Below are 23,473 nucleotides of genomic sequence, written 5' to 3' on the forward strand. Positions count from 1 at the left end.
CCCCTGCGCAGCACGCGCAGGGGGGCCGGTCGTCGTCCGCGTCAGCGTTGCACGAAGACCGCCACGCTGCGCGCCGGCACGGTGAAGGTGCCCGCCGCCCGGTCGAACGACGCGGTCCGTAGCGCCGGGTCGGCCGAGCCGGCCAGCACCGGGTGCAGGGCGGTGTCGGTGCCCCGCAGCCCGGTCACCGTCTGCTTCGCCGTCGCCGGGGTGGCGTTGAAGACCACGGTCACCGTCTTCCACCGGCCGCCGAGCCCCCGCGCGTCGAGGGTCATGGTGAGCACCCCCGGGGTCTCCTTCGCCCCGGACAGCGGGAACGCGACCCGCTGCTGCACCTGCGCGGCGGTGGTCAGCCCGAACACCGGCGAGGACCGTCGGATCCGCAGCAGCTCCGCGTACCGGGCGTCGGCCAGGTCGATCGCGGCGCAGCCGGGCACCAGGGCCGGGTCGGCCAGCAGCGGCTTGGCGTACGGCCACTTGTCCTGGTTGTCGGCCGCCGGGGGGAGCCCGGCACCGAAGCCGTTGCCCCGGGCGCAGTCCCAGCGGATCTGGTTGAACCAGTCACCGGAGTTGTAGGAGTTGCGGTCCAGCGACTTCGAGCGCAGCCGCTCCGACCCGGCCGCCACGAACCCGGTGCCCTGCCCGAGGGCGGTGGTGGCCAGGGCCAGCACCTGCATCCGGGCCCGGTCCGTCGCCGAGGTCCCGGTCGGCAGCTTGTACGCCAGCGCGTCGTACAGGATCTCGTTGTCGTGCGCGTCGACGTAGGTGACCGCCTCGCCGGGGGCGGCGGTGTAGCCGGCCGGCGAGCCGTTGTAGTCGACCTGCGCCCCGGTGACCTGCCGGCCGGCGGAGTCGGTGAACCGGTAGTCGCGCAGGTTGCCGGTCAACCCCACCTTGATCAGGTCCTGCTGGCGCAGCAGTCGGGCCTGCTGCTCGGCGGCGGTGCCGTTGACGTCGTCGCCGTTGGGGTCGGTGTACAGGCCGGAGGCGAAGCCCTGCACGCGCGGGTTGCCGTCGAACGGGCCGCCGCCGCGGACCGCGTCGCGGAGCCGGTCGTTGAAGGTGCCGATCCCGGTGCCGGCCATGTTGGCCTGGGTGGCCTGCACGAACCGGGCGTCGTCGGCGACCTCGCCGAAATTCCAGCCCTCGCCGTAGAGCAGGATCTTCTTCCCGTCGACGCCGTCGCGGGCCAGGGTCAACCGGTCCAGCGCGGCCCGCACGGCCAGGATGTTCGCCTTCGGGTGGTGGCCCATCAGGTCGAACCGGAAGCCGTCCACCTTGTACTGCTTCGCCCAGACCACCAGCGAGTCGACCACCAGCTTGCCCATCATGGCGTGCTCGGGGGCGGTGTTGGCGCAGCAGGTCGAGTTGGCGACGGTGCCGTCGTCGAGCAGCCGGTGGTAGTAGCCGGGCACCAGCTGGTCCAGCACCGACTTCTCGTCGGTGCCGGCGGCGGAGGTGTGGTTGTAGACCACGTCCAGCACCACCCGCAGGCCGGCGCCGTTGATCCCGGCGACCATGCGCCGGAACTCGGCGGTCCGCCGTGCCCCGTCCGGGTCGACGGCGTAGCCGCCCTCGGGGACGGTGTAGTGCAGCGGGTCGTACCCCCAGTTGTAGCCGTCGGTGTCGGCGACCGCCGCGACGCACGCCTGCTGCCGGTCGGAGTCCGGCGGCAGCGCCGCCAGGTCGCAGTCGGGCTGCCGCTGGTCGGCCCGCTTCTCCGGGATGGTGGCGAAGTCGAACACGGGCAGCAGGTGCAGGTAGTTGACCCCGGCGTCGCCGAGCGCCTTCAGGTGTTTCATGCCGGCCGTGCCCGGGTCGGTGAAGGCCAGGTAGGTGCCCCGCCGGTCGGCCGGCACGGTGTCGTCGGCGATGGAGAAGTCGCGTACCGACAGCTCGGAGATCTGCGCCTGTGACGCGGGCGGCGCGGCCGGCTTACGCAGCCCGGACCAGCCGGGCGGGGCGAGCGCCGGATCGGTCAGGTCGACGATCTGGCTGTGCGTGGAGTCCGCCGCGAGCGCCACCGAGTAGGGGTCGGTGACCGACGCGGTGACGATCTCTTGGGCGGCCGGTTGCCAGGCTTCCACCCGGTAGCGGTAGTAGCGGCCGGCCCAGTCGCGGCTGCCGCGTACCGACCAGACGCCGGTGCGGTCGTCGCGGCGCATCGCCACCGTGCGCGGCGACGCCGACGGCGTGTCGGACAGTTCGAGGGTGACGGTGCGGGCGGTGGGCGCCCAGACCGCGAGGGTGGGCACCTTACCGGCGAAGCTGACACCCAGCGTGGCGTCGGTGGCGGCGCGGTAGACGTCGTCGAGCACCCCGGGGACCTGCACCCCGGTCGCGCGCAGCAGCGCGCCCCGGGCGTCCCGCTCGGTCACCACGAGCTGCCCGCGCAGCGCCGCCGGCACCTTCGCCAGGTCGGCCCGGTCGAGGTGGAACGCCTGGTGGGCCCACAGGTGCGGGAAGGCCGCCCGCTGGGCCTCGGTGAGCCCGTTGCGCTGCGCCCGCAACGGCAACGAGGTGTACGTCCCGGACAGCTCGCCGTCGACCACCCCCAGCCCACCGGCCGGGGCGGCCACCAGGGCGTACGCCCTGCCGTCGGTCGGGCCGACGGCCCAGGTGACCGTGGACCTGTCGATCCACTGTGCCTGTTGTTTCGTGATGTCGAGGTCCTTCGTCGCCCCGGCGCCGGTGGCGGGCAGCAGCCGGCCGGGCACCCCGCCCAGCAGCCAGATCTCGTGGCCCACCCCGGTCAGGTCGAGTCGCTGGTCGTCGGGCTGATCCTTGGTGTCGCCCCGGTGGATGATGTAGTTCAACCCGGTCGCGCCGGCCGCCAGCGGCACCCGGAACAGCGCGCCGAACGAGTCCACCTTCTCGGGCGGCAGGGGGCTGGCCCAGTCGGTCGGGGTGGCCGCCCCGTCCCACAGGTGCAGGCCCCAGCCGGCGTAGTCGTTGTCGGCCTTGCGCCAGTGGATGATCGCGGTGTTCGGGTCGACGGGTGGGTCGGGTTGGCCGGTGGCGGCCTGCCGGGTGGGATAGAGCGCCGGGTCGCCCTGCTTGACCCAGACCTCACCGGTGGTGGTCACGTCGACGGTGCGGTCGTTGGCGACGTCCTTGGTGCCCGCCTTGTCGACCACGAGGAACCCGACGGACGTCGCGCCGGGCTTGAGCTTCACCCAGGCGAACCGGCCGTACGAATCCTCCCCGACGAACGGCTGCCCGGCGGGCCACTGCGTGACGTACGCCGGATCGATGTCACCCCAGGCGTAGAGTCCCCAGTCGGCGTAGTCCCCGGCGGGGCGCTGGTAGTGCACCACCAGCCAGTCCCGGGACGCGCCCTGCGCCGGGGTGCCGACCACGCCGGTCGACCGGGTGGCGGTCGTCCGCCCCTTCCCGTCGCGCACCACCGCCTTGTATTCGACCCGGGTGCCGCCGGCGAGCCCGGTCAGGTCGTGGTGCACGGTGTACGGCGCGGTGTGTGCGCTGCCCAGCAGCGTCCACTTTCCACCCGCGACCCGGGCGGCGACGGTGACGGTGGCCAGCGGGTCACCTGTCACCTGCGCGGTGACGGCGGCCCGGGTGGCGACCGGGTCGGTGCCCGGCTCGGTGAGGGTGACGGCCGGCTTCGCGGTGGCCTGCGGCACGGGCCGGCCGGCCCGGAGCACCACGGCCGACCCGGCGGGCACGGTCAGGCTCAGCTTTCCGTCGGTGCCGGCGGTCGGGGTGGCCGTGCCGCCGTAGATGCCGGTGAAGGTGGTGCCGGGGGACCAGGTCTGCACGGTGACAGTCTGCGGGGTGCCGGCGTTGTTCACCGCGGCGAGGTACTCGGTGCGGTCGGCCGGGGAGATCCGGGAGAAGGCGAAGACGCCCGGCCCGTCGGCGGCGTACCGGGTGACCTGCACGCCGTCGCGCAGGGCGGGGTGCGCGGCCCGCAGCCGGCCCAGCTCGGCGATGGTCCGGTAGAGCGGGTGGGTGGTGTCGTACTGGTCGCTGGCGTGGGTGCGGGTGGTGCCGATCAGGTCGTCGTCGAGGTAGTCCGCCGTGCGGGTGGCGAACATGTCCTGCCGGGCGTCCTTGTCCCCGCCCGGCCCGGTGAAGCCCTGCTCGTCGCCGGAGTAGACCACCGGCTGCCCCCGGGTGAGGAACATCAGCTGGTGGGCGAGCCGGTCCCGGCCGAGCTGGCGGGCGTCGTCGCCCCCGCCGGCGGCGATGAACGAGCCGATCCGGCCCATGTCGTGGTTGCCGAGGAAGGTGGTCAGCCGGCCGGCGTCGGTGTCCCGGGCGGCGTACAGCGGGTCCTTGGCGTAGACGTCGGCCAGCGCCTTGGCCGAGCCGTCGGCGGTGACGTAGCCGCGCGCCGCCTCCTGGAAGGAGAAGTCGAGGGTGGCCGGCAGCCCGCCGCGCCGCACGTAGGTGGAGGTGACCTCCTGGTCGGCGCTGTAGACCTCGCCGAACATGAAGAAGTCCTTCTTCCCGGCCTTGTCGGCGGCGCGCTTGATGCCCTGGCTGAACTGCGGCCAGAAGTCGAGGTTGACGTGCTTGACCGTGTCCAGCCGGAACCCGTCGACGTCGGTGCTGGCGATCCAGTCGCCGTACGCCTTGGTCAGGCCCCTGACCACCTCGGGCCGCTCGGTCCACAGGTCGTCGAGACCGTAGAAGTCGCCGTACTCGCTGTTCTCGCCGGTGAAGGTGGAGTCACCCCGGTTGTGGTACATCGTCGGGTCGTTCAGCCACGCCGGGACCTTGACCTTCGCGTCGGCGGGAGTGGCGAAGGTCGGCGTGTACGCCCCGGAGTCCCGGTTCACCGTCGGGAAGGCCCGGGTGCCGTCGGCGTAGTTGCGGTCCTCGAACTCGCGTCCCTGCGCGTCGGTGTACGGCGACGTCTTCTTGTCGACGTAGGCGTACCTGTCCTCGGCGTACCTGATGACGTCGGCGGTGTGGTTGACGATGACGTCGAGGTAGACCCGGATGCCCCGCTGGTGGGCCAGCTTCACCAGCCGCTTCATCTCCTCGTTGGTGCCGAAGTGCGGGTCGACCTGGGTGAAGTCGGTGATCCAGTAGCCGTGGTAGCCGGCGGAGACGTCCGCGCCGCTGCCCTGCACGGGCCGGTTCTTGAACACCGGCGCGAGCCAGATGGCGGTGGTGCCGAGCCCTTGGATGTAGTCGAGCTTGTCGATGACGCCCTTGAGGTCGCCGCCGTGGTAGAAGCCCTTGTCGGTCGGGTCGAGGCCGGTACGCAGCCGGTCCCCGGTGAGGCCGCCGGTGTCGTTGCGGCGGTCGCCGTTGGCGAAGCGGTCCGGCAGGACAAAGTAGAACTGTTCGTTACGTCCCTTACCGGCGCCGGCGGCGAGCAGCGCGTCGGTGGAGGGTTCGGCACCCCACTGGGCGGCGCCGGCCGCGGCGAGGGCGTCGATGGTGGACGGCCGGTCGGTGGCGTCGGCACCGAGTTGCCGGACGGCGACCGGGACGCCGACGAGAGCGAGGGTGAGGGTGGAGACCAGAGCGAGCAGCGCCTTGCGCGGCAGCGGGGGTGTCATCGACGGCCTTCCTATGGTCGCTGATTCGCCCGCACGCTAGCCCTTGCCGAAAAAATCTGCAATACCTTGCAAACCCTGCGGCAATACGGCAGTAACCTTGCAGAACGCGGAATGAACGGTGCCGGCAGCACCCATGGCCGGACGGTGGCAGCGCCACGGTTGAACGGCCCATGGCCCGGACGGCGGTTGTGGCCGGCGCGGCGGACCGGCAGCCGGCGGGTCAGAGGCCGGAGCAGGGCACCCCGTCGACCGTGCACCGCGAGGGCCGGATGCTGCCGCCGGTGTTCTCGAAGTGGAACCGCAACGGCACCGAGGCACCGGGGCCGACGTTCACCCCGCTGGTGTACGTGAACACCCCGCCGGACATCCGGGGAGTGCCCTGCGGGGCGCCCTCGACCCACGAGGTGACCAGTCGACTGCCCGGTGGCGGCACCAACCGGACCGTCCACGGTCGGGACACCCGGTCGCGGTTGTAGAGCAGCACCTCACCGATGAACGCCTGGTTGTTCCAGCTGTCCCGCACGCTGAACCGGCCGGTGACCGGCGACGACGGCGGCGCGGCGGGCGGTGGCGGTGCGGGTGTGGTGGGTCGGGGCTGCTCTACGCCCGGCTCGTCGGGCGGTGACCCGACCCCACCGGCCGGCGGTGCGGGCACGTCGTCCCCGGCCGACGGCGGCACGACCACCACGGGCACCTCGACCGGAGGCGTGTCGGTGCGGCGGGGCGTCAGCCCGGGGACGACCGGTTCGGGCAGGTTCGCCGCCACCCGGGCCGGGTTGGTCGCCCCCGAGCCCGGCAGCGAGTACGTCGGCAGCGGATCGGCCGGCCGGGCCTCGAACGCCGGCCCCCGGCTGCGGTACGACGCCAAGGCGACGATCAGGAGCACCACCATCACCAGCACGCCGGTGGCGACCACGACCCATGGCGACGACGCCAGCGCACCCGCTCCGTGTGCCCGCGGTTGCGCGCGACGCATGCCGGACATGACCCTCCCTGGTCGGCCCCGTCCGAGAAGAGTAACGATTCAGGCGATTGTCGGAAAGTACCCAACGTCCGGACTTTGTCCTAACCGGACAGTCCGTTCGTCCCGTCAGCCGCGCACCCGCAGGGCGTCCACCTGGAAGTAGACCCCGCCGCGTTTGACCGCCCAGATGGTGTACTTCCCGACCGGCAGCCCCTGCACGCTGAACACGGTCTGCTGCGGCTGGTAACGGTGCGCCCGCGCGCTCACCCGCTCCTGCTTCACCGGTCGCCCGGCGGCATCGACGACCCACACGTCGGCGTCACCGTACTCGGGGTCCCGCGAGGTGATGTAGTCCAGGCCGGTGCCGGTGAAGGTGAAGCTGAACGAGTCCCCGTCGTGGATGGTGTAGTGCACGTCGTTCCGGTGGTCGCCGTATGGCCGGTTCCGGGAGACCGCCCACCGTCCCCGGTAGGTGATGCCGGGGGCGTCGTCGTTGAGCAGCGTGGCCGGCGGCGGCGTCAGGGCCACGGTCGGCGGCGACACCGACGCCGACGGGCTGGCCGACCGGGACGCGACGGGCGTCCGACCCGGTGCCGGTGGGACCACGCCGGTTCCGTCGCCGCTGGTGGCCCGCCGGGTGCGGGTGGGCGACGGCGACGGCGTCGCCGACGCCGGCCCGGTCGTCACCGGCACCCCGGGCACCATCACGGCCTCGCTGCGTGACCCGGCGCCGTGCTCGGCGTACCGATCGTGACCCAGCACCGCCACCAGCGCCTTGACCAGCAGCAGGAGCAGCACGATCACCCCGATCGAGGCGAGCAGCCAGGGGGTCGCGGCGACCGCCTGGGGCAGTCGGGACGTCCACCGCTTTCCACGGGTGCCCGGCATGGCCCTCCTCGGTCGACCCTGTACGCAGAGATTAGCGACCGTCCGGTAGGGATGATCACCGGGGGCGTGGCAGGGGCGACCCGGCGGTCAGCCGGTCCGGATGACGGTGCAGATCGCCGGGCCGTCCTCGGTGCCGCGCAGCAGGTAGCGGTAGCGTTCCCCGGGCACCGCCCGGCCCTGGCTGTCCAGGAACTCCCAGCGCACCGACACCATCGTCAGCAGGGCGGAGACCGGCTCCACCTCCTCGATCAGCGCGTGCGCCGCGACCAGTTCCCGTTCCCGGTAGTCGGGCGCGGCCCCGACGAAGGAGAGCGCGACCGCCGCCATCGTGCTGAACGAGAAGCTGTAGGTGTCGGCGACCACCAGCCCCGGCAGGGCGTAGCAGCCGGCGATGGTGGGCACGTCGCCGGTGGTGAGCGCCACCCCGTACCTGTCGAAGAAGTCGCTCAACGTGTCGAGGTCGGTGGAAGCTCTCACGGCGTCACCAATTGCCGTCCCCGGCCGCCGGCAAACCTCACCGGGGCGGGATACGCACCTCGATCTCCGCGCCGAGCCGCGCGTCGCCGGCCAGGTCCAGGTCGTCGCCGCTCCAGAACCGGCCCGGGTCGTACCAGTTGGGCCGCCGGCCGGGCGGCAGCAGCCCCATCGCCTCGTAGGTCACCGCCACCACCTCGGCGCAGTACGCGGTCTCCAGCGCACTGTCACCCGCCGGCAGGTCGGCCCGCTCGTCGGCCCGGTCCCGCCGGCCCGGCAGCGGCAGGCGCAGCTGCGGCACCCGCCCCCGGGCCCACCGCCAGGCCAACTGGGCGGTGGACGGGAACGGGGTGCCGTCGAGCCGGGCCACCGTCCGCAGCACCGCCTGCTCCATCGTCGGATCGGCCGACGGTTCGAGCTGACGCAGCCAGGCCCGCTGGCCGTACCGGTTGGCCCAGACGCAGACCGCGTCGCGCAGGTCGTGCAGCTGCACACCCCGCTGGTGGGTGCCGGTCCACATGTCCCGCAGCGACCGGCCCAGCTCGGCGTGCCACATCAGCGGGGGCATGTCGTCCAGCACCACCGCCATGCCGACGTGGTTGACGGGACTGTTGGTGGTGAACTGGATGGCCCGGTCCGGCACGCTGCGCCCCCGGAACACCCAGACGTCACCGGTACGGGTCAGGTCGACGGCCTCGTCCAGGCTGATGCTCATGGGCGTCTACCCTAGGCCGATGCGGCAACGGATGCAGTGGTGGAAGGTCCTCGGGTTGGCCGGTCTCGCGGGGGTCGCCGCGACCGGGGTGGTCGTCGCCCGCGCCGAGCGGCGGCGTCGCGCGTACACCCCGGAGGAGATCCGCGACCGGCTGCGGGAGCGGCACGCCCAGGCCGCGAAGTCCGGCGACGACCCGGCCTGACCGGTTCCGCGGCGACCCGACGCCGATCCACCACTGCCGAGGTCCACGGTGGTCCCGACGGGACGGTCCGACGGGCCGTCGGCGGCTAGGCTCCCCGGCATGGACGACGCGGTCGAGCGGCAACCCTTCGTGTTGGCACCGCCCCCAGCGCCGGTGGAGCGGCACGGCCAGGTCGACCTGCACCTGCCGGCCGGTGACGGTCCGCACCCCGTGGTGGTGATCGTGCACGGCGCCCCCCTTCCGCCGGGCGCGCCGGACCCCCGGGACTGGCTGCTCTACCGGGGCTACGGGGCGCTCCTCGCCGAGCAGGGCCTGGTCGCCGCCGTCGTCAGCTACCGGGTCACCGACCTGGCCGGGCTGCCCGCCACCGCCGACGAGATCGCCGGCCTGGTCGAGGCCGTCCGGGCCGACCCCCGGGTCGACCCGCAGCGGGTGGTGCTCTGGTTCTTCTCCGGCGGCAGCCTGTTCTCGGCCGACTGGCTGCGCGTCGCGCCGGCCTGGGTGCGGGGCATCGCGCTGACCTATCCGCTGCTCGTCCCGCTGCCCGGCTGGGAGGTGCCGGCACGGTTCCTGCCCCTCGACGCCCTCGGCACGGGCTCGACGACGCCTGTGGTGCTGACCCGGGCCGGGCAGGACAAGCTCCCCGGGCTGCTGGCCGGCATCGCGGCGTTCCTCGACGCCGCCACCCAGGTCGGGCGACAGGTGCGCCTGGTGGAGGTGCCGGACGGCCAGCACGCCTTCGACATCCTGGACCACACCGCGCAGTCCCGCGAGGCCGTCCGGGCGGCCCGGGACGCGGTGGTCGACCTGATCCGCGCCGACTGAGCGGGGTCCACCACCCACCGCACCGGGTCCGGTGACCGACCGGATGTCCGGTTCGTCGCGGGGGTCGAGCACCGGACCGGTGCGTTCGTGCCCGATCGTCCCGTGGCCGGGGCCACTCCCACGGCGGAATCGCCGCCGGGGGCGGGGCGTTGTACCTGGCATACCACCGCCACTCCCCCGCCCGAGGGGGACGGCCCCGGAACCCCGATCGCGGAATGCGGTCGCCACCGGGTCGGTTGACAATCCCCGGACGCCCGAGCAGGTCCCCCCGATCGCCTGGCGATCCCCCGAACTTCCGGCCACGCCCCACCCCCCTGTGGGCGTGCGCCATACCCCCGATGCAGAGGAGCACGCGACCATGCGTACCGATCTGATCCGCAAGACCGCCCTGACCGCTGCCGGCCTCGCCTTCACCACCGGCGCCATCGCCGGCCCGCTGACCGCCGCCTACGCCGTCGAGGCCCGCACCGGCGCACCCGCCGCCGTTCAGGCCGAGCGCCGGCCCGCCGGCGAGCGTGAGCTGACGATGGACTACCAGGCGCAGCCGAACTTCTACTACTGCGGCCCCGCCGCGACCCGCAACGCCCTGTCCGTCCAGGGCAAGAACATCGACGTCGACGCCATGGCCAAGGAGATGCGCACCACCGAGGCCGGCACCGACAGCATCAACGACATCACCCCCGTGCTGAACAAGGAGACCGGCCGCAAGGCGTACGAGAGCACCGAGATCCGCGGCGCCAAGGCCGACGACAAGCAGACCGACGAGCTGCGCGCCGACATCGTGCGTACCGTCGACGACGGTCGGGCCGTGGTGGCCAACATCGCCGGCACCGCGGTGGACACCGACGGCAACGCCCACTCCTTCGAGGGTGGCCACTACATCAGCGTCATCGGCTACCGCGACGGTGGGAAGACCGTGACCATCGGTGACTCGGCCAACCCGGACACCGCGTCCTACCGGATGAGCGTGGACAACCTCGCCGACTGGATCGCCACCCGCGGCTACTCGTCCTGACCCGCTACCCGTCCTGACCCCGGACACCGATCGGGCCGCCCCCACCCGGGGGCGGCCCGATCGTCGTCGGTACCGCCAGCTCGCTCCCGTGCCCGGGGGGGCCGTAGCGGTGGCGGCTCAGCGGTCGGTGCCGGCCGCCACCGGTTCGGCCTCGTCGGCGGTCGTCGTCGACTCCAGCCGGCGGGCCCGGCGGCGCAGCCACCAGGTGCTGGCCACCCCGCCGAGCACGGCCAGGACCAGGCCGGCCCAGGAGATGTCCTTGAGCCAGTGCTCGGCCGCCCGGCCCAGGGTGTAGAGCAGGTAGGTCGTGCCGAAGGCCCAGACCAGGCCGCCGGCCGCGTTGGCCACCAGGAACCGCCGGTACGGCACGTGCAGCGCGCCGGCCAGCGGCCCGGCCAGGATGCGCAGCAGGGCGACGAACCGGCCGAAGAACACCGCCCAGACGCCGTGCCGGGCGAAGCTCTGCTCGGCGCGGGCGAGCTGTGCGGGCCCCAGGTGTTTCGGGAAGCGCCGGCCCAGCCGGGCCAGCAGCGGACGGCCGCCCCGGCGACCCACCGCGTAGCCGACGGAGTCGCCGACGATCGCGCCGAACGCCGCGGCGGTGGCGACCCAGTGCGGCTCGACCACCCCGGTCGCGGCCAGCAGGGCGGAGCTGACCAGCACGATCTCGCCCGGCAACGGGACACCCATGCTCTCGACGCCGATCACCCCGGCGACGATCAGGTAGACCACCCCCGGGGGAAGTGCTACGAGCCAGTGCTGAACGTCGACCACTGCGGCACCCCTTCCGACCCGACCTCGAACCCTACCCGTGCCGGACGGGCCGGGCGGGCCCCGCAGCGGGGTGTGGTCAGCGGGGTGCGAGCAGACCGCGCGCGGCCATGAAGGCACGCAACGTCTCGGCGTCCCCGGGGGACATCAACCAGCGGGGGATCACCGTCGCCGGCATCCGGCCGACGTACACGATCCAGAAGTCGCCGGCCTCCCGCACCCGGGCCACCCCGTCCCAGGCGATGCCCCCGGACTCCGAGCCGCTGCGCATCATGATGTTGTCGTCGGTGATGTCGTAGCCGCCCTCGACCGCGTAGTCGTCGGAGCGGCGTCGGGCCCGCCAGCGCACCCAGGGCGCGTAGAGCATCGACAGCAGCCCGCCCACGAGCAGCACCAGCCACAGCGACGAGAGCCGGCCGCCCCAGGAGACCAGCAGACCGACCGCCCCGGCCGCCGCCAGCGCCGCGCCGATGAGGGTGAACCGGCGCAACCGGACGCTGCTGAGCGCGGCGGCCACCCGGCCCGGGTAGGCGGGGTCGGCGGGGACGTCGAAACGGATGTGCACGCGGAAACGATAGTGCGGCGCGGCGGCGGTGGCTCAGTCGAGGCAGAACTCGTTGCCCTCGACGTCCTGCATCACCAGGCACGACTCGTCGTGCCCGTCGGCGGGCAGCAGGCGTACCCGGGTCGCGCCGAGGGCGACCAGCCGGGCGCACTCCGCCTCCAGCGCGGCCAACCGCTCCGCACCGACCAGGCCGGGGCCGATCCGCACGTCGAGGTGCAGCCGGTTCTTGACCACCTTGCCCTCGGGCACGCGCTGGAAGAACAGTCGCGGGCCCACGCCGGTGGGGTCGACGCAGGCGAACGCGGAGCCCTGCCGCTCGGGCGGCAGGGCGCTGTCGAACGCGCCCCAGTCGGCGAACCCCGGCGGGGGTGGGGGCACGACGTAACCGAGCACCGCGCACCAGAAGCGGGCGACCCGTTCGGGCTCCGCGCAGTCGAAGGTGACCTGGACCTGCTTGACCGACGCCATCGGCACACCGTAGCGGCGGGGTCCGACACGACGGCGGTCAGCGACCGGGGGCCGACCGCTCCGTCCGGGCGGGCAGCGGGGCGACGAACTCCAGCCGGTTGCCGTGCGGGTCGGCGGTGTGGAAGCGGCGCATCCCGGGCAGCTCGTCGTCGTCACCCCAGGTGACCGCGTGGCCGGCGCGGGCCAGCCGGTCGGCGAGGGCGTCGAGGTCGGGGCGCAGCAGGGCGGGGTGCGCCTTGCGGGCGGGCCGGAAGTCGGCCTCGACGCCGAGGTGCAGTTCGGCGTCGTACCCGGTGAACCAGCAGCCGCCACGGGCGGCGAGGGCCGGGGGTTTGGGTTTCTCGGTCAGGCCGAGGATGCCCACGTAGAAGGCCCGGGACGCGTCCTCGGCACCGGGCGGGCAGGCGAGCAGCACATGATGGATCATGGTGGCACCTCCTCGTCCCGAACCCTGGCACGAGGTTGCGTGGATAGCAAGACGGACGTACGGTTTTGTTGGAAGACGACGAATCGGCAGTAAGTGTTACCTAACCTGGGCGACGTTCCGCCCGGTGCGACAGACTGCTCAGGACTACTCACGGTCGCTGGTGTGAAGGAGTACGACGTGGCGAGCCTCGACACCTTCGGTGCGAAGACCCAGCTACGCGTCGGAGACGCGAGCTACGAGATTTTCAGGATCAGCCAGGTGCCGGGGCACGACAGACTGCCCTACAGCTTGAAGATCCTGCTGGAGAACCTGCTGCGGACCGAGGACGGCGCGAACATCACCGCCGACCACATCTCCCAGCTCGGCGCGTGGGACCCCACCGCCGACCCGAGCGTGGAGATCCAGTTCACCCCGGCGCGGGTGCTGATGCAGGACTTCACCGGCGTACCCTGCGTGGTCGACCTGGCCACCATGCGCGAGGCGGTCCGCGACCTCGGCGGCGACGCCACCAAGGTCAACCCCCTCGCACCGGCCGAGCTGGTCATCGACCACTCGGTCATCGCCGACCTGTTCGGCCGCGAGGACGCCTTCGCCCGCAACGTCGAGCTGGAGTACGAGCGCAACAAGGAGCGCTACCAGTTCCTGCGCTGGGGCCAGACCGCGTTCAACGAGTTCAAGGTCGTCCCGCCCGGCACCGGCATCGTGCACCAGGTCAACATCGAGTACCTGGCCCGTACGATCATGGCGCGCGCAGAGGCGTCTGGAGTCATGCAGGCGTACCCGGACACCGTGGTCGGCACCGACTCGCACACCACCATGGTCAACGGCCTGGGTGTGCTGGGCTGGGGCGTCGGCGGCATCGAGGCCGAGGCCGCGATGCTCGGCCAGCCGGTCAGCATGCTCATCCCCCGGGTCGTCGGCTTCAAGCTCTCCGGTGAGATGCCGGCCGGCACCACCGCCACCGACCTGGTGCTCACCATCACCGAGATGCTGCGCAAGCACGGCGTGGTCGGCAAGTTCGTCGAGTTCTACGGCCCCGGCGTCGGCGCCGTGCCACTGGCCAACCGGGCCACCATCGGCAACATGTCCCCCGAGTACGGCTCCACCGTCGCGATCTTCCCGATCGACGCCGAGACCGTCCGCTACCTGGAGCTGACCGGCCGCGACGCCTCCCAGGTGGCGCTCGTCGAGGCGTACGCCAAGGAGCAGGGGCTCTGGCACGACCCGGAGCGTGAGCCGGCGTACTCCGAGCGCCTGGAGCTGGACCTGGGCACCATCGAGCCGTCCCTGGCCGGGCCGAAGCGCCCGCAGGACCGGGTGCCGCTCGGGGCCGCCAAGACGCTGTTCCGCTCGGCGCTGACCGACTACGTCGCCGACGACTCCGCCGGTGAGCGCGACCTCAAGCCCGGCGTCGCCCGCGAGCAGCTGCCCCGGGGCGCGAACGGCCCGGCCGACGAGGCCAGCGCCGAGTCGTTCCCGGCCAGCGACCCGCCCGCCAACGACTTCAGCGACCCGGCCGACGAGCCGCGCGACCTGGAGACCGCCGCCGTCGGCGCCGGGGGCCGGGCCAGCAACCCGGTCCGGGTCACCGGCAGCGACGGCGTGGAGTACGAGCTGGACCACGGCGCGGTCGTGATCGCCGCGATCACCTCCTGCACCAACACCTCCAACCCGCAGGTGATGATCGGGGCCGCGCTGCTGGCCCGCAACGCCGTCGACAAGGGCCTGAGCCGCAAGCCGTGGGTCAAGACCACCCTGGCGCCCGGCTCCAAGGTCGTCATGGACTACTACGAGCGGGCCGGCCTCACGCCGTACCTCGACAAGCTCGGCTTCAACCTGGTCGGCTACGGCTGCACCACCTGCATCGGCAACTCCGGCCCGCTGCCGGAGGAGGTCTCCGCCGCCGTCAACTCCGGCGACCTGGCCGTCGTGTCGGTGCTGTCCGGCAACCGGAACTTCGAGGGCCGGATCAACCCGGACGTCAAGATGAACTACCTGGCGTCCCCGCCGCTGGTGGTGGCGTACGCGCTGGCCGGCACGATGGACATCGACCTGGCCAACGAGCCGCTCGGCGAGGACACCAAGGGCGAGCCGGTCTACCTGCGCGACATCTGGCCCAACACCGCCGAGATCCAGGACGTCATCGCCCAGGCGATCGGCGCGACCGGGTTCAGCGCCGCGTACGCCGACGTGTTCGCCGGTGACGAGCGCTGGCAGTCGCTGCCCACCCCGACCGGCGACACGTTCGCCTGGGCCGACGACTCCACCTACGTCCGCAAGCCCCCGTACTTCGAGGGCATGCAGCAGGAGCCGAGCCCGGTCGTCGACATCGCCGACGCCCGGGTGCTGGCCAAGCTGGGCGACTCGGTCACCACCGACCACATCTCCCCGGCCGGCGCGATCAAGGCCGACTCCCCCGCCGGCCGGTACCTCGCCGAGCACGGCGTGCCGCGCCACGAGTTCAACTCGTACGGCTCCCGCCGGGGCAACCACGAGGTGATGATCCGGGGCACCTTCGCCAACATCCGGCTGCGTAACCAGCTGGTCCCCGGAGTGGAGGGCGGCTTCACCGTCAACCACCTCACCGGCGAGCAGACCACGATCTACGACGCCTCCACCGCCTACCAGGAAGCCGGCGTGCCGCTGGTCATCCTGGCCGGCAAGGAGTACGGCTCCGGCTCGTCGCGGGACTGGGCGGCCAAGGGGACCATGCTGCTCGGCGTCCGGGCGGTCATCGCCGAGTCCTACGAGCGCATCCACCGGTCCAACCTGATCGGGATGGGCGTGCTGCCGTTGCAGTTCCCGGTGGACACCACCGCCGAGTCGCTCGGCCTCACCGGTGCGGAGACCTTCTCCATCACCGGGGTGACCGCACTCAACGACGGTGACACCCCGCGTACGGTGCGGGTCAGCACCGACACCGGCGTGGAGTTCGACGCGGTGGTCCGGATCGACACCCCGGGCGAGGCGGACTACTACCGCCACGGCGGCATCCTCCAGTACGTGCTGCGCCGCATGATCGCGAGCTGACGTACCCCGTGCACGGAACGGGCCCCCTCCGCTTTCGGAGGGGGCCCGTCGCGTCGGCGCGCGGTGCGGTCGTGCTCAGCCGCCGGCCGCCCGGCGGCGGGCCTCGCGGGTCTTCATGGCGTGCTCCAGCAGGGTGATCAGCACGTTGCGGCCGGACTCCCGCTGCCGGGCGTCGCAGAGCAGCAACGGCACCTCCGGGTCCAGGTCCAACGCCGCGCGGATCTCGTCGACGCCGAACCGGCGGGCGCCCTCGAAGCAGTTCACCGCCACCACGAACGGGGTGCCCCGCCCCTCGAAGTAGTCGATGGAGGGGAAGCAGTCGGCCAACCGTCGGGTGTCGGCCAGCACCACCGCGCCGAGCGCCCCCACCGCCAACTCGTCCCACAGGAACCAGAACCGGTCCTGCCCGGGGGTGCCGAAGACGTAGAGCACCAGGTCGTTGCTGATGGTGATCCGGCCGAAGTCCATCGCCACCGTGGTGGTGCTCTTGCGTTCCACACCGGACAGGTCGTCGACGCCGATGCCGGTCTCGGTCAGCACCTCCTCGGTCCGCAGTGGACGGCTCTCGCTGACCGCCCCGACCAGGGTCGTCTTGCCGGCCCCGAACCCACCCGCCACCAGAACCTTGAGCGCGGTGGGCAGCACCCGCGCCCCCGCCGGACGTTCAGAGTGCCCGTAGTCCATTGATCACCGCCTCGTAGATGCTCTCGTCGTTGACACCGGCCGGCTCCCGGGGTTCCTGTACCCGGACCAGGTCCCGCGCCACCAGGTCACCGAGGAGCACCCGTACGGTGCCCACCGGCAGGTCCAGTCGGGCGGCGATCTCGGCCACCGACTGCATGCGTTGGGTCAGCGCCACGATCGCCACGTGCTCCGGCCCCAGCCCGGCCTCCTCGACCGCGTTCGTCCGGGTCGCCGTGACCAGCGAGATCAGGTCGAACGAGCCGGTGACCGGGCGGGCCCGGCCCCGGGTGACCGCGTAGGGACGGACCACCGGGCCCGCGTGCTCGTCGACCCACTGTTCGTCCGCGGGGTCGCCGTCACCGGCCATCGCGGTCAGTTCCCGCCGGACGGCTGATCGACGCCCCGGGCCGGGGACGCCACGTACTTGCCCACCCGGGCGACGAGCATCGCCATCTCGTACGCGATCAGGCCGACGTCGGCGTCGGTGCCGGCCAGCACCGCCAGGCAGGCGTTGGGCCCGGCCGCGGTGACGAACAGGAACGAGGACTCCATCTCGATGATGGTCTGCTGGACCTGCCCGCCGCCGAACCGTTTCCCGGCGCCCCGGGCCAGGCTCTGGATGCCGGCGGCCATCGCGGCGAGGTGTTCGCCGTCGTCCCGGCCCATCCCCCCGGACGCGGCCATCAGCAGGCCGTCCGTGGAGAGCGCGACGGCGTGCTCGGCCTGCTTGACCCGGCTGACCAGATCGTCGAGCAACCACGTCAGGTCGGCACCGGATGCCGTCGTCTGCCCCACTCGTCGTCCTCTTCCCCGGCGCGTACGCCGTGCTCGTTGCCGTCCCGTCGGCGGTGTCGCATCCGTCGCGACGCCGTCAGCCCGCCGGGTTGTCCGCGTCGTCCGGCCGTTCGCCGGCGCGGGTGCCCTCCAGCAGCCGGGCCGCGTCGCTGCGACCGCGTCGGGTGCCCGACTGGTAGGCGCTCATCAGTTGGCGCACCTGCTCGGGGGCACGCCGTGGGGTGCCTGCGGCCGCAGTCTCCCCGGTGCCCGGGGAGGCCCGCAGCCCGGGTGCCAGGTTCGCCTGGCGCACCCGCACCGGCAGGCCCGCGTCGGTCACCGGCCCTTCCACAGTAGGCGACGGCGGGTCGACGCCGTCGTCCGCCGTCCGCCCGTCCCCGGTCGCCCGGTCGGCCGGGTGGGGGCCGCCCGACCGGCCCGTGGCCGGGCCGGTGTCGACCGGGCCGGTGTCGACCGGACCCGTGCCGACCGGACCCGTGCCGAACAGGCCCGCGACCGTCGGGCCGGTGGTCGCCGGGGCGGGTCCGGGATCGGCCGACGGGGCCGTCCCCCGGTCACCGGGTGGCGGTGGGTCGCCGGCCGCAGGCTCCGGGGTGGACGGTCGGACACCGGTGACCGGCAGGCCGGTCGGGACGGTCGGCCCGTGCAGCGCGTCACTGACCGACGGCGGGGCGGCGGCCGGGGCCGGCTGGCGCGGGGGACGCTTGCGGGATCGGGCGGGCAGCCCGGCCGGGGTCACCGCGCCCGACGGCGGGACGGCCCACGGGGCCGCCGACGAGGTGGTCGTACCCGCCGGCGACGCGGTGGCCGGCGGCGCTGTCGCGGTGCCCGGCGGCGCTGTCGCGGTGGTCGGCGACGCGGTGGCTGCCGGCGGCGGCGCGGTGGCCGGCATCGGCGACGCGGTGGCCGGCGGCGGGGCCGCAAGGGGCGACGGCACGGCGGTGGCCGGGCCGGCGGCGAGGACCGGCTGGGCGCCGGACGGGCTCGGGTCACCGGGCACCACCAGCTCCGACGGGATCAGCACCACGGCGGTCGTGCCCCCGTAGGCGGACTCCTTGAGCTGCACCTTCACCCCGTGCCGCTCGGTCAGCCGGCTCACCACGTACAGGCCGAGGCGGGCGGCGTCGGCCAGGTTCAACTCGGAACGGTCGACGATCCGGCGGTTCGCCGCGACCAGTTCCTCCCCGGTCAGCCCCAGGCCACGGTCCTCGATCTCGATGGCGTACCCGGCGGTCACCGGTCGACCCCGCACCTCCACCGTGGTGTTCGGCGGCGAGAAGGACAGCCCGTTCTCGATCAGCTCGGCGAGCAGGTGGATCACGTCACCGACCGCCCGGCCGGCGAGCGCGACCGGCCCGAGCGGCAGCACGTCCACCCGGGTGTAGTCCTCGACCTCGGCGACCGCGCCGCGCACCACGTCCACCATGGGCACGTTGCGCCGCCAGGCCCGGCCCGGGGTGGCGCCGGAGAGCACGATCAGGTTCTCCGCGTTGCGCCGCATCCGGGTGGCCAGGTGGTCCACCCGGAACAGGTCCTCCAGCTCCTCGGCGTCGTGTTCGCGCCGTTCCATCGCGTCGAGCAGGGTGAGCTGGCGGTGCACCAGCGCCTGGGTCCGCCGGGCCAGGCTGAGGAACACCCCCCGGACGTTGCGGCGCAGCTCGGCCTGCTCCACCGCCGTCCGCACGGCGGTCTCCTGCACGGCGTTGAACGCCCGCCCGAGCTGGCCGATCTCGTCGTCGCCGAAGTCCAGGGGCGGGGCCTCGCGGGCCACGTCGACGTCCTCGCCCCGACCGAGCCGGTCCACCACCCCGGGCAGCCGCTCGTGGGCCAGCCGCAGCGCGGCGTCCCGCAGCCGGGCCAGCTGGCGGACCAGGTGCCGGGCGGTGCTGATCGACACCACGATGGAGGCGACGACGGCGATCAGGCCGAGGCCGGCGGCGAGCACCAGCCGGACGATGACGCCCACCGCGACCGGTGTGGCCCGGTCGATCAGCGCGTCGTTGATGGTCACCCCGAAGTCCACCTGGGCCTGCATCGCCGGACCGACGGTCGACTGCCACTCCTGGGCGGTCAACGGCAGGGTGGCCCCCGACCGGGACTGCTGGATCACCCGGTCCTCCAGCACCCGGAACCGGGCCACCGCGTCGGAGCCGGCGAGTTGGTCGTAGCGGACCCGGTCGGCCGGGGACAGCTCGCCGGCCGCCTCCGCGGTCTGGTAGCGCTGGGCGCCGACCAGTTGGGCGAAGCGGGCGTACTCGTCGCCGGTCATCCGGCCCGCCGCGAGCACCCCGGTGATCAGGGCGTCCTGCTGGGAGATCAGTTCCCGCACCTGGTAGAGGTCGACCAGGGTCTCGCTCTCGGCGGCGATCCGCGGGTCGTCGAGCTGGCCGAGCGAGCCGTACATCCGCAGCACCGCGGCGAGGATGGCGGTGTACGCGGCCGACGCCTCGGCCCGGTTCACCCCCGCGTCGCGCACCGACTCCCGGACGCCGGTGAGACCACTGAGCCCGGTCAGCACCTCGTCCACCCGGCGGCGGGTGTCCTCCCCGGTGGCCAGTTCGGCCTGCCAACTGCCGACCGACGTGCCGAAGTCGTCCGACACCAGGTCGGTGCGCTGCCACTGGGCGGTCAGGGCGTCGAGTTGCGGCTGGCCGCGTTCGCCCAGGTAGGCGTTGGCGAGCCGACGTTCGTCCTGCAGGGCGGTGAGCAGCGCCTGGCCCGGGTCGGCCACCCGGCTGTTGAGCGTCTGCACGAACAGCAGGGTGAAGCCGTCCTGGACGGTCACCCAGGCCGCGAAGGACCAGAGCGCGACGAGCGAGGTGAGCAGGGCGACGATTTTGGTACGCAGACGTGTGCTGCCGGAACCCATCACACCGCCCCCGGGCCGGACCATGGCCGCCGGACGCCCGACGCGTCACGACACACCTGAACCCGGCGCACGCTAGCAGTCGGCAGCACCATCGCTCAAGCCATGCTGATCATGGAGGCGGGGCCGGTGCCGCAGGTCGGAGGCGATGGTGACCACCATGGATGGTACCGGCCCGACGGCGGTGCCGGGCCGGCGGCGGGTCGGACGGGACCGTCGCCGGGACGACCGACCCCGATCGCGGGCGCGGCCGACCCCGCTGTGCCAGGCTCAGGGGCATGGACGACAAGAGCATCCTGCACCGGATCTCGGAACTGGTCGACGAGGAGCACCGGCTCCGGTCGGCGGCCCAGGCCCACGAATCCGGCACCGACGACGAGGCCAAGGAACAACTGCGCGCGCTGGAGGAGTCCCTGGACCAGTGCTGGGACCTGCTGCGCCGCCGCCGGGCGGCCCGGGAGGCCCACGGCGACCCGGAGGCACAGGGGGCCCGGCCGGTGTCGGAGGTCGAGCGCTACCTCCAGTGACGCCCCCGACGCCCCCGGACGACGGTCGGTCGTCCGGGGGCGTCGCCGCGTCAGCGCCGCATCCCCGCCTCCCGCAGCAGCAGCCCGGTGAGGGCGGCCGGGTCGGTGTCGGCGGCGGGCAGGCCCCGGGCGGTGAACCAGGTCGCCACCACCCGCACGTCGCGGGCGAGGAACTCCGGCCCCTGCGGGTTGGCCACCACGTCGACCACCTGCGGCAGGTCGATCATGACGAGCCGCCCCGCGTGCACCAGCAGGTTGTACGGCGACAGGTCGCCGTGGGCGTAGCCGGCCCGGGCCAGCACCATCAGGGCGTCCACCAGTTGCTCCCAGAGGGAACGCAGCTCGGCCGGGTCGGGGCGTACCTGGGCCAGCCGGGGTGCGGCGGTCCCCTCGTCGGGGTCGCCGACGAACTCCAGCATCAGCTCGGTGCCGAGCAGTTGCACCGGGTACGGCACGGCGATCCGCCCGGACTCCGCCCCGACCTCCCAGAGCCGGGACAGCGCGGCGAACTCGGCCGCCGCCCACTGGCCGGCGATCATCTGCCGGCCGAACGCCGTCCGGCCGGCCATCGCCCGGTTCTCCCGGGACCGGCGGACCCGGCGTCCCTCCAGGTAGCCGGCGTCACGGTGGAAGAGCCGGTGCTGGGCGTCGCGGTAGCGCTTGACCGCCAGCAGGCAGGACCGGTCGGTGTCGGGCACCGCCCGGCGGACGAGGTGGACGTCCGCCTCCTTGCCGGTCTTGAGCACGCCGAGGTCGGTGTCCCGGGCGGCCAGCTCGGTGACCAGCCACGGCGGGTGCGGTTCGGGCCCGTGCACGGCCTGGTCCCAGGAGGACCAGTGGTCCTCCGGCTCGGGGTCGGGTTCGTCCTGGGGTGCGGTGCCGGCCGGCTGCCGGCCGTACGTCAGAAGGGGTGTCTCGTCGTCGTCGAAGCGGCTCTTGCCGCGGCCACGGCGCTGCGGCGCCGGGAGGTCGTGTTCGCGCACGGTGCTGGTGATCCCTTGATCGAGGCTGATGGAGGCAGGTGGTACGACCCTGCGAAGACGGTCATGACCGACCCCCCTTCCTCGACCGGGCCCCGCCCGGCTGCGCGTGCGCGCCGGCCCATGCTGGCCGACGCCCCGCACGGGGCACAACCGATTTACCCGCCGGCGAGCACCACCGAGACGGCCGCGATCAACGAGTCGACGGTACGGGTGGGGGCGAACCGGGTGTCGGTCCAGCTCCGGCCCCGGTGCAGCCAGACGCTGGGCAGGCCGACCGCGGCGGCCCCGCCGATGTCCGCCTCGGGGCTGTCCCCCACCACCCACGCGCCGCGCAGCGGCAGCCGGGCCCGCTGGGCGGCCAGCGCGAAGATCCGGGGGTTGGGCTTGCTGACCCCGGCCTCCTCGGAGATCACCCAGTCGGCGACGTAGCGGTCCAGGCCGGTCTGCCGGATCTTGGCGTCCTCCAGCCGGACCGAACCGTTGGTGACCACCACCGGTAGCCACCCCGCGTCGTCGGCGATCCGCAGCGCGCAGGCCACCAGCGGATCCAGCCGGGTGTAGCCGACCACCCCGTCGTGCAGTTCCTCGACCAGGTCGATGGAGGGGATGCGCAGCGCGTACCGGTCCCGGATGGCGTCGGCGATGTCCCACCGGTCGGTCAGGCCGTCGGCGTCGATGGACAGCAGCCAGTCGATGTCGGTGGCCGGCGCGCCGATCTCGGCCAGGAAACCCTCGGCCCAGGCGCGGAACGGCCCGGCCCGGTCGAGCAGGGTGTTGTCCAGGTCGAGCAGGAGCAACGGCACTGAGGCACCTTACGGGAGAGGGGACCGCCGCCGACAGGGTCGAACCACCCGCCGTCGACCGTCGGGTGGCCGGGGTCGGGCGGGTGCGGGGCGCGGGTGGGGGGAGGTGACCGGGGCTGTCGCCACCGGCTGATCCTAACCGGACGCGCGTCCGGCATTCCGAGGTGACGGGCCAATAGCAAGCCGTACGTACGGTTTGCCTTGCGCTGGGTCACCTGCGACGATCGACCCGTGCCCAGAGTAAGTCAGGACCAGCTCGACGCGCGTCGCCAGGAGATCCTCGGCGCGGCCCGGGCCTGTTTCGCCAGGCACGGCTACGAGGGAGCCACCGTGCGCCGGCTGGAGGAGGCCACCGGGCTGTCCCGGGGCGCCATCTTCCACCACTTCCGCGACAAGGATTCGCTCTTCCTCGCCGTCGCCGAGGACGACGCCGCCGTGATGGTCTCCACGGTGGCCCGCAACGGCCTCGTCCAGGTGATGCGGGACCTGCTCGCCCGTGCGGTCTCCCCGGACACCACCGGCTGGCTGGGCAGCCAGCTGGAGGTGTCCCGCCGGCTGCGTACCGACCCGGCGTTCGCCAGCCGGTGGGCGCAACGGTCGGCCGCCATCGCCGAGGCGACCCGGGACCGGCTCGTGCGGCAACGCGAGGCCGGGGTGCTCCGCGAGGACATCGACATCGACGTGCTGGCCCAGTTCCTGGAGCTGGCGTACGACGGTCTGGTGCTGCACCTGGCGATGGGCCGGCCCGCCGGCGATCTCGGGCCGGTGCTGGACCTGGTCGAGGAGGCCGTCCGCCGCCGCTGACCCCGCCCCGGGGCGGCAGCCGTGGGAGCGGGCAGGTCTCGGCTCGGTAACTCGCCCACCGCCGCCGTGCCGGCGTGGCGGGGCTGTCCCACAATGGGGCCGCGATCCCCCTCGCGCGACAGGAGCAGCC

At 73.2% G+C, this 23,473-nt stretch carries 21 protein-coding genes; 6 read left to right on the top strand and 15 right to left on the bottom strand.

The window, feature by feature from the left end:
* Positions 1 to 41: 41 nt before the first annotated feature.
* The 5 genes from pulA to ACN268_RS12145 all read right to left on the bottom strand — a co-directional run bounded on the left by pulA (position 42) and on the right by ACN268_RS12145 (position 8,578).
* On the bottom strand, positions 42 to 5,537 hold the full coding sequence (gene pulA, locus ACN268_RS12125; RefSeq protein ID WP_421483298.1) for a pullulanase-type alpha-1,6-glucosidase: 5,496 nt from the start codon (positions 5,535 to 5,537) through the stop codon (positions 42 to 44).
* Positions 5,538 to 5,757: 220 nt separating this feature from the next.
* Positions 5,758 to 6,522: a cellulose-binding protein gene (locus ACN268_RS12130; RefSeq protein ID WP_421483299.1), complete on the bottom strand. Its 765-nt coding sequence runs from the start codon at positions 6,520 to 6,522 to the stop codon at positions 5,758 to 5,760.
* Positions 6,523 to 6,627: 105 nt separating this feature from the next.
* Entirely contained in the window at positions 6,628 to 7,389 is a 762-nt protein-coding gene (locus ACN268_RS12135) for a hypothetical protein (RefSeq protein WP_421483300.1), read from the bottom strand.
* 87 nt (positions 7,390 to 7,476) lie between these two features.
* Positions 7,477 to 7,866, bottom strand: coding sequence for a hypothetical protein (locus tag ACN268_RS12140; protein WP_204926130.1), 390 nt, complete (start codon positions 7,864 to 7,866; stop codon positions 7,477 to 7,479).
* Positions 7,867 to 7,903: 37 nt separating this feature from the next.
* On the bottom strand, positions 7,904 to 8,578 hold the full coding sequence (locus ACN268_RS12145; protein ID WP_421483301.1) for a hypothetical protein: 675 nt from the start codon (positions 8,576 to 8,578) through the stop codon (positions 7,904 to 7,906).
* Positions 8,579 to 8,597: 19 nt separating this feature from the next.
* Between ACN268_RS12145 and ACN268_RS12150 the strand changes: the two genes are divergently transcribed.
* The 3 genes from ACN268_RS12150 (at position 8,598) to ACN268_RS12160 (ending at position 10,620) form a co-directional block, all read left to right on the top strand.
* Positions 8,598 to 8,780, top strand: coding sequence for a hypothetical protein (locus ACN268_RS12150; RefSeq protein WP_421487065.1), 183 nt, complete (start codon positions 8,598 to 8,600; stop codon positions 8,778 to 8,780).
* Positions 8,781 to 8,879: 99 nt separating this feature from the next.
* Positions 8,880 to 9,605 (top strand): alpha/beta hydrolase, encoded by a 726-nt coding sequence (locus ACN268_RS12155; RefSeq protein WP_421483302.1) that lies wholly within the window; start codon positions 8,880 to 8,882, stop codon positions 9,603 to 9,605.
* Between the two features lie 358 nt (positions 9,606 to 9,963).
* Positions 9,964 to 10,620, top strand: coding sequence for a C39 family peptidase (locus tag ACN268_RS12160; RefSeq protein WP_421483303.1), 657 nt, complete (start codon positions 9,964 to 9,966; stop codon positions 10,618 to 10,620).
* Between the two features lie 117 nt (positions 10,621 to 10,737).
* Here ACN268_RS12160 and ACN268_RS12165 read toward each other — a convergent pair whose 3' ends face one another.
* The 4 genes from ACN268_RS12165 to ACN268_RS12180 form a co-directional block, all read right to left on the bottom strand.
* Positions 10,738 to 11,394, bottom strand: a complete 657-nt coding sequence (locus tag ACN268_RS12165) for a DedA family protein (RefSeq protein ID WP_421483304.1) — start codon at positions 11,392 to 11,394, stop codon at positions 10,738 to 10,740.
* A 76-nt stretch (positions 11,395 to 11,470) separates the two neighbouring features.
* Positions 11,471 to 11,956, bottom strand: coding sequence for a YcxB family protein (locus ACN268_RS12170; RefSeq protein WP_421483305.1), 486 nt, complete (start codon positions 11,954 to 11,956; stop codon positions 11,471 to 11,473).
* 33 nt (positions 11,957 to 11,989) lie between these two features.
* Positions 11,990 to 12,424 carry a VOC family protein gene (locus tag ACN268_RS12175; protein ID WP_421483306.1) on the bottom strand — a complete coding sequence of 145 codons (435 nt, stop codon included), beginning with the start codon at positions 12,422 to 12,424 and terminating at the stop codon, positions 11,990 to 11,992.
* 37 nt (positions 12,425 to 12,461) lie between these two features.
* On the bottom strand, positions 12,462 to 12,851 hold the full coding sequence (locus ACN268_RS12180) for a VOC family protein (protein WP_421483307.1): 390 nt from the start codon (positions 12,849 to 12,851) through the stop codon (positions 12,462 to 12,464).
* Between the two features lie 162 nt (positions 12,852 to 13,013).
* On the opposite strand from ACN268_RS12180, the gene ACN268_RS12185 reads away from it, so the two are divergent.
* Positions 13,014 to 15,881: an aconitate hydratase gene (locus tag ACN268_RS12185; RefSeq protein WP_421483309.1), complete on the top strand. Its 2,868-nt coding sequence runs from the start codon at positions 13,014 to 13,016 to the stop codon at positions 15,879 to 15,881.
* Between the two features lie 75 nt (positions 15,882 to 15,956).
* Here ACN268_RS12185 and ACN268_RS12190 read toward each other — a convergent pair whose 3' ends face one another.
* The 4 genes from ACN268_RS12190 to ACN268_RS12205 all read right to left on the bottom strand — a co-directional run bounded on the left by ACN268_RS12190 (position 15,957) and on the right by ACN268_RS12205 (position 20,229).
* Positions 15,957 to 16,565 (bottom strand): GTP-binding protein, encoded by a 609-nt coding sequence (locus ACN268_RS12190; protein ID WP_204926120.1) that lies wholly within the window; start codon positions 16,563 to 16,565, stop codon positions 15,957 to 15,959.
* Entirely contained in the window at positions 16,546 to 16,932 is a 387-nt protein-coding gene (locus tag ACN268_RS12195) for a DUF742 domain-containing protein (RefSeq protein ID WP_088645633.1), read from the bottom strand. The genes ACN268_RS12190 and ACN268_RS12195 overlap by 20 nt, the downstream gene beginning before the upstream one ends.
* A gap of 5 nt (positions 16,933 to 16,937) precedes the next feature.
* Positions 16,938 to 17,360, bottom strand: a complete 423-nt coding sequence (locus ACN268_RS12200) for a roadblock/LC7 domain-containing protein (protein ID WP_204926119.1) — start codon at positions 17,358 to 17,360, stop codon at positions 16,938 to 16,940.
* A 76-nt stretch (positions 17,361 to 17,436) separates the two neighbouring features.
* A complete protein-coding gene (locus ACN268_RS12205; protein ID WP_421483310.1) occupies positions 17,437 to 20,229 on the bottom strand; it encodes a nitrate- and nitrite sensing domain-containing protein in 2,793 nt (930 codons plus the stop codon).
* A 275-nt stretch (positions 20,230 to 20,504) separates the two neighbouring features.
* On the opposite strand from ACN268_RS12205, the gene ACN268_RS12210 reads away from it, so the two are divergent.
* Positions 20,505 to 20,753, top strand: a complete 249-nt coding sequence (locus ACN268_RS12210; protein WP_088645025.1) for a DUF2630 family protein — start codon at positions 20,505 to 20,507, stop codon at positions 20,751 to 20,753.
* Between the two features lie 50 nt (positions 20,754 to 20,803).
* Here ACN268_RS12210 and ACN268_RS12215 read toward each other — a convergent pair whose 3' ends face one another.
* Both ACN268_RS12215 and ACN268_RS12220 read right to left on the bottom strand, forming a co-directional pair.
* A complete protein-coding gene (locus ACN268_RS12215; RefSeq protein WP_421483311.1) occupies positions 20,804 to 21,736 on the bottom strand; it encodes a serine protein kinase RIO in 933 nt (310 codons plus the stop codon).
* Positions 21,737 to 21,891: 155 nt separating this feature from the next.
* Positions 21,892 to 22,539 carry an HAD family hydrolase gene (locus ACN268_RS12220; protein ID WP_204926116.1) on the bottom strand — a complete coding sequence of 216 codons (648 nt, stop codon included), beginning with the start codon at positions 22,537 to 22,539 and terminating at the stop codon, positions 21,892 to 21,894.
* A 231-nt stretch (positions 22,540 to 22,770) separates the two neighbouring features.
* Between ACN268_RS12220 and ACN268_RS12225 the strand changes: the two genes are divergently transcribed.
* Positions 22,771 to 23,343, top strand: a complete 573-nt coding sequence (locus tag ACN268_RS12225; RefSeq protein ID WP_204959124.1) for a TetR/AcrR family transcriptional regulator — start codon at positions 22,771 to 22,773, stop codon at positions 23,341 to 23,343.
* Positions 23,344 to 23,473 lie beyond the last annotated feature (130 nt).

Source organism: Micromonospora sp. WMMD735 (assembly GCF_049178995.1).
GTDB classification, from domain to species: Bacteria; Actinomycetota; Actinomycetes; order Mycobacteriales; family Micromonosporaceae; genus Micromonospora; species Micromonospora wenchangensis.

Bases quoted from the DNA above. Each gene is read 5' to 3' on its own strand.
- ACN268_RS12175 (WP_421483306.1), bottom strand. From the start codon at position 12,424: ATGGCGTCGGTCAAGCAGGTCCAGGTCACCTTCGACTGCGCGGAGCCC.
- ACN268_RS12195 (WP_088645633.1), bottom strand. From the start codon at position 16,932: ATGGCCGGTGACGGCGACCCCGCGGACGAACAGTGGGTCGACGAGCAC.
- ACN268_RS12160 (WP_421483303.1), top strand. From the start codon at position 9,964: ATGCGTACCGATCTGATCCGCAAGACCGCCCTGACCGCTGCCGGCCTC.
- ACN268_RS12205 (WP_421483310.1), bottom strand. From the start codon at position 20,229: ATGGGTTCCGGCAGCACACGTCTGCGTACCAAAATCGTCGCCCTGCTC.
- ACN268_RS12190 (WP_204926120.1), bottom strand. From the start codon at position 16,565: ATGGACTACGGGCACTCTGAACGTCCGGCGGGGGCGCGGGTGCTGCCC.
- ACN268_RS12180 (WP_421483307.1), bottom strand. From the start codon at position 12,851: ATGATCCATCATGTGCTGCTCGCCTGCCCGCCCGGTGCCGAGGACGCG.
- ACN268_RS12155 (WP_421483302.1), top strand. From the start codon at position 8,880: ATGGACGACGCGGTCGAGCGGCAACCCTTCGTGTTGGCACCGCCCCCA.
- ACN268_RS12135 (WP_421483300.1), bottom strand. From the start codon at position 7,389: ATGCCGGGCACCCGTGGAAAGCGGTGGACGTCCCGACTGCCCCAGGCG.
- ACN268_RS12150 (WP_421487065.1), top strand. From the start codon at position 8,598: ATGCGGCAACGGATGCAGTGGTGGAAGGTCCTCGGGTTGGCCGGTCTC.
- pulA (WP_421483298.1), bottom strand. From the start codon at position 5,537: ATGACACCCCCGCTGCCGCGCAAGGCGCTGCTCGCTCTGGTCTCCACC.
- ACN268_RS12145 (WP_421483301.1), bottom strand. From the start codon at position 8,578: ATGAGCATCAGCCTGGACGAGGCCGTCGACCTGACCCGTACCGGTGAC.
- ACN268_RS12130 (WP_421483299.1), bottom strand. From the start codon at position 6,522: ATGTCCGGCATGCGTCGCGCGCAACCGCGGGCACACGGAGCGGGTGCG.
- ACN268_RS12210 (WP_088645025.1), top strand. From the start codon at position 20,505: ATGGACGACAAGAGCATCCTGCACCGGATCTCGGAACTGGTCGACGAG.